The sequence below is a fragment of the Arthrobacter sp. SLBN-122 genome, assembly GCF_006715165.1.
Classification (GTDB): Bacteria; Actinomycetota; Actinomycetes; order Actinomycetales; family Micrococcaceae; genus Arthrobacter.
In genome coordinates, this window is sequence record NZ_VFMS01000001.1 from 371,083 (window position 1) to 384,002 (window position 12,920).

A 12,920-nucleotide genomic window follows, 5' to 3' on the forward strand; every position below is an offset into this window, starting at 1 on the left:
GCAGGCCTTAGCGGCTGACCTTGCCCATGAGGGAGGCGATGGGCCGCAGGAAGATGGGGCGGGCCAGGAACCAGGCGGCCACCATGACGGCCACGGAGGCCAGGAACACCCAGAAGCCGAACCAGCCGTCGTCGTCCCTGACCCCGTACATGTGGTTCAGGTTCCGCAGCGCACCGGTGGCAAGCACCAGGAAGACGTGGACCACAATGAAGGCCACGAAGTAGACCATCACCGGGAAGTGGACGGCCCGCGCCCACTCGATGGGGTAGGCCTTGTTCAGGCCCGCGGCCTTCTTTGGCCAGGCGGAGGACATCCGCAGGCCCGTGATGAACGCCAGCGGCGCAGCGATGAAGACGGTCACGAAGTAGGCCAACAGCTGCAGCGCGTTGTAGTTGATCCAGCCGTCTTCCGTGGGCCAGTCCAGCGAGGCATACTGCAGCGCGGCCGACAAGGCATTCGGGAAGATGTCCCAGCTGGTAGGGACGATGCGCATCCATTGCCCGGTGGCGAACAGCAGCACCGCGAAGACGAGCCCGTTCAGGATCCAGAGGGCATCCAGAGTCAGGTGGAACCACAGTTCGAGGGTGATCTTGGTGGGCGCGTTCCTGGTGCGGATCAGGCCCTTATTGTTCCTGGTCCAATGCCCGCTGGGCCGCGTGGTGGTGCGAACCTGCCACCCTGTGCGGATGATCAGGAGCAGGAAGAAAGCGTTGAGGAAGTGCTGCCACGCCAGCCAGGCGGGAAAACCCACCGGGGCGTTGCCCGGCAGTTGGGACTGGCCTGGGTAATCCGCGAGAAAGGACGCGACGGCGGGCAGTCCCACGAGCAGCCGGGCCACCAGGACCACCAGGACCAACGCCGCGAGGACAGCGGGAACCACCCAGTAAAGCCGGGACCGCTTACCCGTCGCGGCGCCGGGTTTCTTCGTGGGTGTGGCCATCGAACTACATACCTCTCAGGAATGACTGGGCGGCCCGCAGATCGCCGGGCCCTTCGAAAGAGAATACTAGGAACTGTGCGCATCCAAGGAAAAGAAAAGCCCTGACCGGCGTAACTGCCGGTCAGGGCCTTCATAAGTTGCGGGGACAGGATTTGAACCTGTGACCTCTGGGTTATGAGCCCAGCGAGCTACCGAACTGCTCCACCCCGCGTCGCTTGATCAACACTACCCTACTTTCACGGCCGCGCTGACCACGGTCCACCAGGCCCCCTTGGAACCCGAGCACCAGAGAGGTTGGCCACGGCCGTGACGTCGGGGAAAGCAAAAGGCCCGGACATTGTTTCCAATGTCCGGGCCTTTCCTCAGTTGCGGGGACAGGATTTGAACCTGTGACCTCTGGGTTATGAGCCCAGCGAGCTACCGAACTGCTCCACCCCGCGTCGCAAGAACTACTTTACCGGGAGGTGAACCGCAGGCCAAATCCAAGCGGCGTGACGTCCGTTACGCCCGCCCGGCACCCTGACCCCCCTAGGAGCTTCCGGTGCCGGGCCGCCGTCGTACTACTGGCCCGCTGATGCGGACGGCGTTGCCGAAGGTGAGCTGGAAGCTGCGGGGGCCGGGCTGGCCTCCGGAGCGGTCACCGGGATCTTGGCTTCGGCGTCCATGGCCTTCTTCAGCGCTGCCGCGATCTTCTTCTGCGCTTCGCCGTAGGCAGCAAAGTCACCGGCCGCGAGCGCCGTCTGTCCGGACTGGATGGCCGCGTTCGCCTCATCCAGGGCCGCCTTCAGCTGGGCCTTGGCGTCCGCCTCTGCCGGTGTGGCAGGCGCGGCCGGGCCGGCCGGCGTCTGCCCGTTGTTGGCGGAGTCACCCGCGGCTGCACCGGAGTCACCGCCGAAGAGCTGCTTGAGGGCCGCGTCCAGCGTCGGGGCGAAGCCCACCTTGTCGCCAAAGGCCACCAGGACGCGTTGCAGCGTGGGGTATGACGTCTCACCCGTGGACTTGAGGTAGACCGGCTGGACGTAGAGGATGCCGCCGCCGACGGGCAGGGTGAGCAGGTTGCCGTTCAGCACGTCCGACGCACCTTGGCGCAGCAGGTTCAGCGCCTGCGAAACGGTGGGGTCGGAGTTGAACTTGTTCTGCGCCTGCCCCGGACCGGGCACCTGTGTTTCCGGCGGGATCTGCAGCAGCCGCAGCTTGCCGTAGCCTTCCGCCTTCACGCCGGCCTGGTTCCCCGCGTCCGAATCCGCGGCGAGGAAGCCGTACAGGACGTTGCGGGCGTTTCCGTTCACGATCTGCGGGATGTAGGAGGAAGTCAGCTGGAACGCCGGCTTTTCCTGGTCCGGCATCTGCAGCGACATGTAGAACGGCGGCTGCTTGACGTCGGTATCCACCGTCGGATCGGCGGGGACGCTCCACGCGTCGTTGTTCTTGTAGAAGCTGGTGGGATCCGTCACGTGGTACTGCCCCAGGAGCTCACGCTGGACCTTGAACAGGTCCTCCGGGTAGCGGACGTGGCTCATGACTGCCCCGGACATCTCCGAGTAAGGCTTCAGGGATGACGGGAAGACCTTCTGCCAGGCCTTGAGGACCGGGTCCGTGTCGTCCCAGGCATAGAGGGTGACGGAGCCGTCGTAGGCGTCTACCGTGGCCTTGACTGAGTTGCGGATGTAGTTCACCGTGCTGTTGGGCAGGGCCACGGCGCGACCGGAGCTGGTCTGCGAATCCGTGGTGGCATCCGACAGCTGCTTCTGCTGTGAGTACGGGTAGTACTGGCTGGTGGTGTAACCGTCCACGATCCACTTGACCCGGCCGTCCACCACTGCCGGGTACGCCCCGCCGTCAACCGTCAGGTAGGGCGCCACCTTCTGAACCCGCTCGCGGGGGCTGCGGTCGTACAGGATCTGCGACTCCGGGTTCACGCCGTCCGAAAGCAGCAGGTCCGAAGACTGGAACTTGATGGCGTAAAGGATCTTGTTGAAGAAGGAGCCAACATTGGGCCCGGCGTTGCCCTTGAACGTGTACTGGGTTTCGCCCTCCCCTTCCTTTCCGGAAGGACGGTCCTGCTCACGCGGCGCGGCGCCGTCGGGGGCACCCACGATCGAGTATTCCGGCGAAGTCTCACCGAAGTAGATGCGCGGTTCGTAGGTTGTGTCGTTCCCCAGCACGCCGGTGGACGGAATGCCGGACTGCAGGAATTCGGGCTTGCCGTCAACGGTAAACTTGTTGCCCTTGGCAGCCACAACCCCGTAACCGTGGGTGTACACCACGTGCTGGTTCAGCCAGCCCTGCTGGTTGGTTGCAACGTTCGTGGGGTTCAGTTCCCGAACGGCGATCACGGTGTCCTGGATCTTGCCGTCCACCTCATAGCGGTCCACGTTGAGGGCCTTGGGGAACTGGTAGTACGCGCGGTACTGTTCCAGCTGCGCAAAGGCGTCCGAGATCAGGTTCGGGTCCAGGAGCCGGATGTTGGCAGTGGTCTGGGCGTCCGGCGCGAGTGCGCCGGTGTTGGCAGTATTGGTTGCGTCGTACCGGGTCTCCTGGATGCCATTCAGGCCGTAGGCCTTGCGCGTGTTCTCGATGTTGCGCTGGATGTACTTGCTTTCCAGCGTCTGCTCGGACGGGCGGACCTGGAACTGCTGGATCACCCAGGGGTACACGCCACCGGCCAGGATGGAGGTGATGATCAGCATGGCCGTGCCGATCACTGGAAGGCGCCAGCGGCCGATCACGGCGGCCACGACGAACAGGACGGCCACCAGGACGGCAGCCACCGCGAGGATGGCCTTGGTGGGGATGACGGCGTTGACGTCCGTGTAAAGCGCGCCGGCCCAGCGGCCCCCGTTGCTCTGGACGGAAGAGTAGCGGTCCAGCCAGAAGTTGACGCCCAGGAGCACCAGGAAGGCGGCGCCGGTCACGGCGATATGGATTTGCGCTGCGCGGCTGGTGAAGACGCCGCGTTCCATCAGGCGGATGCTGCCGTACAGATAGTGCGTGAGGAGGCCGGCGATGCCCGCAATCACCACCACGCTGATCAGGAACCCGGTCACAAACCCGAGGAACGGCAGGGTCATCAGGTAGAAGCTGATGTCCATGTTGAACTGTGGATCAGCCTCTCCGAAGCCAACCTGGTTGAAGAACAGCAGGACCTTCTGCCACTGGCTCGCGGCCGCGCTGCCCGCAAACAGGCCGAAGAGGACCGGCAGGCCCACCATGACGATCCGCCGGACCGGCTCCAGCTGGGCTTGGTACCGGTTGAGGTTGTCCCGGATCTCGGAATCCGGCGCGTAGACCGGCCTGGCGTTGTAGGCAATCCTGATCGAGAAGAAGACTGCCGAGAACATGATGGCGAAGCCGGCCACGAAGGTGGCGATCTTGGCCAGATTCTCGGTGACGAAGACCTCGATGAACCCCAGCTGCCGGTACCAGAGGACGTCGGTCCAGACGTTGGCGAAGAAGATGAAGCCCACTACCACCAGGGCAACGACGATCAAGGTGGGCGTCAGCACGCCTCGTCGTGAAGGGGGCCTGCCGGTGGACATGGTGCTGGCGGGACGGGACAAACTGGGTACCTCATAGCTGGTCGTCAGATATTCGAAGCGTGCGAGCGACGTACGGTACCGGTCAAACGGCTGGTTTCGTCCGTCAACTTGTGCCACGAGTGGCGGTAAAGCTTAGTTCCTGTGAGTCTAGTTGCGCCCAGTCTATTTGCTGGCGCAGGCCGGGAGCGCGGATGTGTCCTGTCCGCTTCCGGCCACTTCCACGGCATGCCGGGCTTCCGAAAGGTTTTCCACGCGGACCACCTGGAGGCCGTCGGGAACATGGCTCGCAACTTCGTCGCAGTTGCCGGCGGGCGCCAGGAACAGGGTGGCGCCGGATGAGCGCGCACCCCGCATTTTCTGCCCGATGCCGCCGATGGGTCCTACCGCGCCGTCCGGTGAGATGGTGCCGGTGCCTGCGACGTGCTTGCCGCCGGTGAGGTCGCCGGGGGTGACAGTGTCGATGATGCCCAGCGAGAACATCAGCCCCGCGCTGGGGCCGCCCACCTTGTCCAGGGAGATCTGCACCTGGAAGGGAAAACTGAACAGATACTTCAGCATGACGCCAAGGATGAACCGGCCCTGGCCATTGTCCTTAGGGGTGACCTCGACAGTGACGGGCCGGCCGTCGCGTTCCACTGTCACCGATACCGGGGCGCCCTTGCCGGCGGCCAGCTCATCCTGGATCACGCTGAGTGCGCTGATGTCCTTGCCGTTGATGGACTTGAGGATGTCCCCCTGCTGGATCTTGCCGGCGGAAGCGGAATCCTTCGACAGGTCTGCTGCCTGGAGCTGCTGGCCGAAGGGAATCCTGAGTTCGTTCAGGGCGGAGGCCACGGCGTTCTCCTGGGACGTGGCCATGGCCACCGCACTTTGTTCCTGCGCCTCTTCCCTGGTGGTGCCCGTGGGGTAGATCAGTTCCACCGGGTAGACGGCTTTGGAAGGGTCCAGCCATGCGGAGAACGCATTGAGGATGCTGACGGAGCCGGTGGGGCCGCCGTCGACATAAACGGTGGTCAGGTCCAGGCTTCCGGCGGCCGGATACGTTTCACGGCCGCTGACATTGATGACGGGATGCCCCTGGGTCTCCCCCAGCGTGTTGTAGGTGGGACCGGGCGATTCGATGACATACGGCACTGGAAGCGTGCCTACGGCAATTCCCAGCCCCAGCGCCGCCAGCCCGGCAACCATCATGGTGGAAAGCCGCTTCCCCGGGCCTCCGCCGTCGAACGCGTTGATGCTGCCGCCCGCAGCCGCTGTGCCGCCGCTGTTCCCCGGGCCTTCCGGCAGGCCGCCGGCACCAAACGGGCCGGGATTGGAAAAGGGGGGAAGATCGGGAACGTGGTCCTCGGAGGGATGGCCGCCACGGGTTGTAGTCACCCCACCAACAGTACGCGGTGGCAGTGGGCGGGGGTGCTTTGCCTAGAGCGAACGACGGCGGCGGGCGGCAGACAGCCGACCCCCGCCGGGGTACCGTGAAGGTTGATCAACAGTCACACCATCGATCGGCGGGACCATGACCTCCAACCCACTCAATCCGTCCAACGGCGACGACGACACCCCCAAGGATCCGTTGGCCGAAATGCTGCAGAACCTGATGGGCGGCAAGGGGATGGAGAACTTCGATCCCGCCGAGCTCGCCAAGGCTGCCGGCCTGCCGGATGACCCCAACCTGCTGGCCCAGATGTTCTCCCAGGTGCAGGCGATGATGAGCGCCCCGTCCGAGGGCCCCGTCAACTGGACGCTGGCCCACGACAACGCCCGGCGGGTGGCGGCCGGGAGTTCTGATCCGTCGGTCACTGCCCAGCAGTCCCGGGAGGTGGATGAAGCCCTGCGCCTCGCTGAGCTGTGGCTGGACCCGGTCACCGACCTGCCCGGCACCGGTTTGATCGGCAAGGCCTGGTCCCGCGCGGAATGGGTGGAAGCCACCCTGGGCACCTGGAAGCGGCTGACCGAACCCGTGGCCAACAGCATCGCCAATGCCCTTTCCTCCGCCATGACGGAGCAGATGCCCGAGGAAATGAAGTCCATGATGGGCGGCGCCTCCTCGATGCTGCAGAACATGGGCGGGGCCATCTTTGGGATGCAGCTGGGGCAGGCCATCGGCGCCCTGTCCCAGGACGTGGTGAGCTCCACCGACATCGGCGTACCGCTTGCCGACCTTGAAATGGCGCTCCTGCCAACAAATGTTGCTGCCTTCGGTGAAGGCCTGTCCCTGCCGGAGAACGACATCCGGCTGTTCCTCGCCGTGCGCGAAGCGGCTCATGCCCGGCTGTTCGTGCAGGTTCCCTGGCTGCGGGGACACCTGCTGGGAGCCATCGAGGCCTACGCCCGCGGCATCCACATCGACACCTCCCGCATCGAGGAGCTCGCCCGGGACCTCGATCCCAGCAATCCCGAAGGCATCCAGGAAGCATTGTCCCAAGGCGTCTTCATGCCGCAGCGGACACCGGCCCAGGAACAGGCACTGGAAAAGCTGGAGACGGCGCTGGCCCTCGTGGAGGGGTGGGTGGATGAACTGACCGCGGCCGCCACGGAGAAGGTCCTGCCGTCCGCCGGCGCACTTCGCGAAACAGTGCGGCGCCGCCGGGCAACGGGCGGTCCCGCCGAGCACGCCTTTGCTTCCCTGGTGGGACTCGAGCTGCGTCCGCGCAGGCTGCGTGACGCCGCCACCCTGTGGGCCACGCTGAAGGAAGAACGCGGGATCGAGGGCCGTGACGCCATCTGGCACCACCCCGACCTCCTGCCCACGGCCGAAGACCTGGATGATCCGAAGGGCTTCAGCTCCCGCCGCAAGTTGGCCGAAGCCAGCGACAGCGAGGTGGATGACGCCCTGCAGAAACTGCTCAGCGGCGGTTTTGACGGCACCTCCGGCGACGACGGTGCTGCCGGGGACGCCGGCGGCAGGCGGGATGAAGGCGGCGCCGGGGACACCGGCAGCAAGGACGACGACGGCGGAACGGACCAGCCCCGGGGCTGACACTTTTCTGGCGGGCCAGGGGTTCCTGGCCCGCCAGAGTGCTTTTTGGCCGGCATGCTTTCGACCGGCGCTCTTTTTGCCGGCTTAATGTCCTGCGCCGGACCTAGTCGGCGTCTTTGTCCATTCCCCGGGACGTGGCAAATGAAACACCTTCGAGGAACGCCTTGGCCCTCTGCGTTTCGGGGTAGGCCACCAGCAGCTTCCAGAAGGCGGCGTTGTGTGAGGCCACCAGGAGGTGGGCCAGCTCGTGGAGCAGGACGTAGTCGATGACCCATTGCGGCATGGGCCGCAGCTTGTCCGACAGGCGAATGGTCCCCTCGGCCGGGGTGGCGGACCCCCACCGGGAATTCTGGTTGCTGACCCAGCGGACGGAGGTGGGCACTGACCGGCCACCAAGATATTGGGCGGACAATTGGGCCGCATGGGCTGCCAGGGCCTCGTCGGTGGCAGGACGCCGCCGTCCGGCAGCCGCTTGCCGCTCCCCCTGTCTATGCAGTTTGGCCAGCATCTTGTGAACCCACTCGCGCTCCTGCGCGGCCGTGAAGCGGGCCGGAATTGCGACCACCGCTGTTCCGTCTTCCCAGAATGCTGCCACGGTACGGGTCCGCCGGGCAGAACGCCGCACCTCCACCGGAGAACCGTTGGGGGTAGTCAGCGTGGCGGCCTCGCGGGCACCGCCGCCGGTTCCGGGCCTCACAGGACTGAGCTTTCGACAAGGACCCGAAGGACGTCCTCCCCGTACTTTTCGAGCTTGGACGGGCCGACTCCGGCGAGGCCGGCAAGCTCCTCCAATGACGCCGGCCTGGCCTCCGCGATGGCGGTAAGGGTGGCATCGGTGAAGACAACGAATGCCGGGACGTCCGCGGACTGTGCCACCTCGCGGCGCCAGTTGCGGAGGGCGTCAAAGGTCTGTTCCTCGTAGCTGGGGGGACACGCGTTGCAGCGGCCCACCTTCCGTTCGGCCCCGCTGGCCAGCATGCTGCCGCAGACCCGGCAGACAGCCGGGGCCGCAGCTTTGCGGCGTGGCGCGGGCCCCTTGCCCCGGGTACTCGAGCTTGCCACCGAGTCCGGCCGCAGGCCCTCCAGGAACCGGGACGGCTTCCGGTTGGCCCGGCCCCCGGGAGTCCTCGCGGTGCTCCATGAGAGGGAAAGGTGTTCGCGGGCGCGGGTGATGCCCACGTACAGGAGGCGGCGCTCCTCATCCACGGATTCGGGTGAATCGGCAAAGGAGATGGGCATCAGGCCTTCACTGAGTCCCACCAGGAAGACAGCGTCCCATTCCAGGCCCTTGGCCGCGTGCAGCGAGGCGAGCGTAACGCCCTGCACGGTGGGCGCATGCTGGGCGAGGGAACGCTCCTGGAGTTCGTTCACGAAATCAGCCAGGCCGAACTGCGGGCCGCGGGCCTGCACGAGTTCATCGGCGAGTGCCACCAATGCCGCGAGGGACTCCCAGCGTTCGCGCAGTGCACCTCCGCTGTGCGGTGCCGCATCGGTGTAGCCGAGGGAGGAGACGATGTCCCGCACCAGTTGCCCCAGCGGTTCCGGCGCATCTGATTCGGAAACCGCCCGGGTGGCTGCACGCAGCTGCAGGATGGCGTCCCGGACCTCCTTGCGGGCGAAGAACCTCTCCCCGCCGCGCAGTTGGTAGCCGATGCCTGCCGCTGCCAGCGCCTGCTCGTAGGCCTCGGACTGGCCGTTGGTACGGAAAAGGATGGCCACCTCGCTGGCCGGAGTGCCGGCGTCGAGCAGTGCCTTGATCTTCTGCGCAACCGTGGCGGCTTCGGCTTCATCGTCCGTGCACTCGGTGAACTGCGGCGCGGGTCCCGCGGGGCGCTGCGCCACGAGCTGCAGGGGTGAAGCCCATGCGGCGTCGGCGGTGGGGCCGCCGCTGCGGCGGGCGGCCAGCAGGCCGTTGGCCAGTTTCACCACCTGGGGGGTGGAGCGGTAGTCCCTGATGAGCTTGACCACGTTGGCCTGTGGGTAGCGGGTCTTGAAGTCCAGGAGGTGCCTGGGCGAGGCGCCGGTAAAGGAATAGATGGTCTGGCTGGCGTCACCCACCACGCAGAGTTCGTCACGGCCGCCGAGCCAAAGCTCCAGGAGCCGCTGCTGAAGCGGGGAGACGTCCTGGTATTCATCCACCACAAAGTGCCGGTACTGTTCCCGCACCGTGGCAGCAACCTTCTCGTCCTCCTGGAGGATGCCCACCGTGATGAGCAGGACGTCCTCGAAGTCGATCACGTTGCGGTCGGTCTTGACGTCCTCATAGGACTGGAAAACGCGCGCCACGGTGGTGAGGTCGAACCCGCCGGGCGCGCCCCTCCCCTGGGCGTTCTCCAGGTAGTTTGCCGGTGTCAGCATGGATACCTTGGCCCATTCGATTTCCGAGGCAAGGTCGCGGATGGTGGCCCGGTCGGTGCTGAGTCGAAGCCGCCGGGCGGCCTCTGACAGCATTTGGGCCTTGTGGTCCAGCAGGTTGGGCAGTGTTCCGCCCACCGCCTGGGGCCAGAAGAACTGCAGCTGGCGCAGGGCAGCGGCGTGGAAGGTGCGGGCCTGGACGTTGCCGGCGCCGAGGTCCCGCAGGCGGCTGCGCATCTCTGCCGCGGCCCTGGCAGTGAACGTTACGGCGAGCAGGCGCTGCGGAGTGTAGACCCCCGAATGCACGCCGTAGGCGATGCGGTGGGTGATGGCGCGGGTCTTCCCGGTGCCCGCGCCGGCCAGCACGCACAACGGCCCGTTCAAGGTGCTGGCCACCTCACGCTGTTCGGCGTCCAGGCCCCCAAGGATCCGGTCCTCCAGTGAGGCTGCTCCGTCAAAATTCTCTGTAGTCACTTTTGCTGCTTTGTTTCTCGACTACCGCATACTGGAGTCTGGTGGATGGAATAACTTAGGCGCCGGTCAGGTCCTGGATCCGGCCGCCGTACCAGTGCTCAATGAGCGAGCGGGCAATGGAGAGCCTGCTGGAGATGGTGATCTCACCGCTGAGCACCGCTTCCTGGAGTTCCTCTCGGCTGAACCAGCGGGCCCTGGTGACCTCCACGCCGTCGGGCGTTGCCTGGGCGTCCTCGGTGACGGCGGTAAATCCAAGCATAAGCGAGGCGGGGAACGGCCATGACTGGGAGCCGAGGTACTGGCAGGCGGTGACCCGCACGCCAACCTCCTCCTGGATCTCGCGCACCACGGCCTCTTCGAGTGATTCGCCGGGCTCAACGAAGCCGGCCAGGGTGGAGTAGTTCCGGGCGTCCACCGGCCCTCCCCCGCCCAGCAGCAGCCGGCCGTCCGGGCCGACGACCGTGACAATGATGGCGGGGTCGGTGCGCGGAAAGTGTTCGGAGTTGTCCGAGGGGCACCGGCGCACCCAGCCGCCCGATTCCACAACCGTTGGCGTGCCGCAGCGCGGGCAATGCGTATGGGCTGCATGCCAGTTGGCGATGGCGCTGGCTTCAACGAACAAAGCTGTGGAGGTGGCAGTCAAACCTGCGGCGACCTCCCGGAATCCGGCCCACTGCGCGTCCTTCGGGATACCGGCGGTCCCGGGCACGGGAGGCTCAGGAAGGACGAAGAGCAGCAGTTCGGTCCCGGCTGGCAGGTCGGCGGCGGGCAGGGCCGATCCAAGGTACACCACGAGGTCCGGTGTTGATCCTGCTTCTGCCAGCGCTGACAGGAGCTCCCTGGCCCCGGTCAGGACCAGGTTGCTGCCCTGCACCAGCCCCTGGCGTCCCGACAGGACTGCGGCCTGGGCATCCGGCCCGGCAAGCAGGTCATCGATCATGCCGGGCCTGGCGCGGGCGACAGATCCCCGGTCCACCAAGGCGGGCCTTACCGGGAGCAGGGTATCCGCCAAATGGTTCGCCGGCAGCCGTGCCGGCGCAGCCTGGTGGACGGGTGTTACGGACTCCGCGTGGCTCATGCTTCCACCGTACTGACTGCTGCCGACATTTCACATTTCCGCGGCTCCCACCGCCTGCCCCGAACCCCCTCGTTTTGCACCTATCTCAAGACTCGCCGCGGCTGGACCGCCGTGAGGGAGGACGGGCAATCTACCGTGGAACGGTGAGAAGAAAACCGATTGAACTTGCGGCAATTGCAACCGCGGCAGTCCCTGGGCTGACCCCGACGGCCGTTAGCTCTGCCCCGGACGACCCCGCGGACTTCGACTCGGCCCTGCTCCTCGATTCCGAAGGCAAGCGCTGGCGGGTCCGGTCGCCGCGGCATGCCGAAGCCAGCGCGCGCCTGGAAACGGAGTTCCTTGTGCTGCGGGCTTTCGCTCCTGCCGTCCGGGCGGAACTGCCGTTCCTGATGCCGACCGTGGCTGGCAGCGTCCGGCTGGGAACGTTGACCACGTTCGTTTACTCACACCTCTCTGGCACCACCCGCAGCGTGGAGGAACTCACGTCGGGGCCAGCTGGGCTGGCCCGGGAGATTGGCTCCGCCCTGGCCGCCGTCCACGACCTGCCCCGGTCCCTGGTCAGCAACGCCGACCTGCCCAGCTATACCCCCAATGAGTTCCGCCAGCGGCGGCTGAATGAACTGGACCAGGCTGCCACCACGGGCAAGATTCCCGCGGCACTGCTGCGCCGCTGGGAACACGCCATGGAGGATGTATCGCTGTGGAGGTTCAACCCTTGCGTGGTCCACGGCGACCTGCACGAGGACAACCTGCTGGTGGAGGCGGGAAGGGTGACCGCGGTTACGGGGTGGACGGACCTGCGCATCGGAGACCCAGCCGACGACTTTGCCTGGCTGGTTGCTTCGAATGAGCAGGACTTCATCGACTCCGTATTGAAGGCCTACACGTCCAGCCGCCGGGACGTCCCGGACCAGCACCTGCTGCGCCGGGCCGCCCTGTCCGCTGAGTTCGCGCTGGCCCAGTACCTGGTGAAGGGCCTTGCCGCCGGGGACCAGGACATGGTCAGGGAGGCGGAGGACATGCTGGAGAGCCTGGCCAGCGACATTGCCGAGTACGGCGGCCGTCCGATCAGCATCGAGCCCCTTCCGGCCACGGGCAGCCCAGATGAGGCCGGAGCATCGATTCCTGCCTCCGCCACAGGTTCCGGGGCAGCCCCCGTCTCCGGAGGCGGCAGTCCCGCTGTCACTCCCGCCGTTAGGGTCGTCCCGGTCAATCCTGCCGTTACGGTGGTCCCGGTTCCTGCCCAACCCGCTGCTCCGGCACAACCGTCAGTGTCGCCGGTCCAACCGGCCCCGCCTGTGCAACCGGCAGTAGCCGTCCAGCCGGCCGTGCACATCACCCCCATCCCGGTAGAGCAACCCGAGGCAGCAGCTGACCCCGCCGAACCCCGTGGTGCCGAAACCAAGGGTCCGGACGATACATCCACCGCCGCCATTTCAATCGTCAACGCGAATTCAATCGTCAACGCGAAGCAGGGCTAAGCCGGGCCAGTCATCGCCCTCGGGCCGGGCCATTCGAGGCCGACCCGGCTCAAGGACGGCCCAGTCCAAGGACGTC

The 12,920-nt window shown here is 66.2% G+C and carries 8 protein-coding genes and 2 tRNA genes; 2 read left to right on the forward strand and 8 right to left on the reverse strand.

What is annotated here, in order from left to right; all coding sequences use genetic code 11:
* Nucleotides 1–7: 7 nt before the first annotated feature.
* The 5 genes from FBY36_RS01645 to FBY36_RS01665 form a co-directional block, all read right to left on the reverse strand.
* The gene (locus FBY36_RS01645) at nt 8–940 is read right to left on the reverse strand and encodes a cytochrome b/b6 domain-containing protein (RefSeq protein WP_142117041.1); all 933 of its coding nucleotides are present in this window, start codon (nt 938–940) and stop codon (nt 8–10) included.
* Between the two features lie 137 nt (nt 941–1,077).
* A tRNA-Met gene (locus FBY36_RS01650) sits at nt 1,078–1,151 on the reverse strand.
* Nucleotides 1,152–1,306: 155 nt separating this feature from the next.
* Nucleotides 1,307–1,380: transfer RNA gene (locus FBY36_RS01655), tRNA-Met, on the reverse strand.
* 120 nt (nt 1,381–1,500) lie between these two features.
* Nucleotides 1,501–4,479, reverse strand: coding sequence for a UPF0182 family membrane protein (locus FBY36_RS01660; protein WP_200830550.1), 2,979 nt, complete (start codon nt 4,477–4,479; stop codon nt 1,501–1,503).
* A 162-nt stretch (nt 4,480–4,641) separates the two neighbouring features.
* Nucleotides 4,642–5,856 (reverse strand): YlbL family protein, encoded by a 1,215-nt coding sequence (locus FBY36_RS01665; protein WP_235008673.1) that lies wholly within the window; start codon nt 5,854–5,856, stop codon nt 4,642–4,644.
* A 136-nt stretch (nt 5,857–5,992) separates the two neighbouring features.
* Between FBY36_RS01665 and FBY36_RS01670 the strand changes: the two genes are divergently transcribed.
* Nucleotides 5,993–7,456, forward strand: coding sequence for a zinc-dependent metalloprotease (locus tag FBY36_RS01670; RefSeq protein ID WP_142117042.1), 1,464 nt, complete (start codon nt 5,993–5,995; stop codon nt 7,454–7,456).
* A gap of 103 nt (nt 7,457–7,559) precedes the next feature.
* Here FBY36_RS01670 and FBY36_RS01675 read toward each other — a convergent pair whose 3' ends face one another.
* Genes FBY36_RS01675 through nudC form a run of 3 tightly spaced genes read right to left on the reverse strand, consistent with a single transcriptional unit; the run spans nt 7,560 to nt 11,363 of the window.
* Nucleotides 7,560–8,153 carry a M48 family metallopeptidase gene (locus FBY36_RS01675; RefSeq protein WP_142117043.1) on the reverse strand — a complete coding sequence of 198 codons (594 nt, stop codon included), beginning with the start codon at nt 8,151–8,153 and terminating at the stop codon, nt 7,560–7,562.
* Nucleotides 8,150–10,285, reverse strand: a complete 2,136-nt coding sequence (locus tag FBY36_RS01680) for an ATP-dependent helicase (protein ID WP_142117044.1) — start codon at nt 10,283–10,285, stop codon at nt 8,150–8,152. The genes FBY36_RS01675 and FBY36_RS01680 overlap by 4 nt, the downstream gene beginning before the upstream one ends.
* Before the next feature lie 55 nt (nt 10,286–10,340).
* On the reverse strand, nt 10,341–11,363 hold the full coding sequence (nudC, locus tag FBY36_RS01685) for an NAD(+) diphosphatase (protein WP_142117045.1): 1,023 nt from the start codon (nt 11,361–11,363) through the stop codon (nt 10,341–10,343).
* Nucleotides 11,364–11,506: 143 nt separating this feature from the next.
* On the opposite strand from nudC, the gene FBY36_RS01690 reads away from it, so the two are divergent.
* The gene (locus FBY36_RS01690) at nt 11,507–12,844 is read left to right on the forward strand and encodes a macrolide 2'-phosphotransferase (RefSeq protein WP_142117046.1); all 1,338 of its coding nucleotides are present in this window, start codon (nt 11,507–11,509) and stop codon (nt 12,842–12,844) included.
* Nucleotides 12,845–12,920: the final 76 nt, after the last annotated feature.

What these genes read in the sequence shown, in the direction of transcription:
- FBY36_RS01660 (WP_200830550.1), bottom strand. Translation starts at nt 4,479, where the DNA reads ATGTCCACCGGCAGGCCCCCTTCACGACGAGGCGTGCTGACGCCCACC.
- FBY36_RS01670 (WP_142117042.1), top strand. Translation starts at nt 5,993, where the DNA reads ATGACCTCCAACCCACTCAATCCGTCCAACGGCGACGACGACACCCCC.
- FBY36_RS01645 (WP_142117041.1), bottom strand. Translation starts at nt 940, where the DNA reads ATGGCCACACCCACGAAGAAACCCGGCGCCGCGACGGGTAAGCGGTCC.
- nudC (WP_142117045.1), bottom strand. Translation starts at nt 11,363, where the DNA reads ATGAGCCACGCGGAGTCCGTAACACCCGTCCACCAGGCTGCGCCGGCA.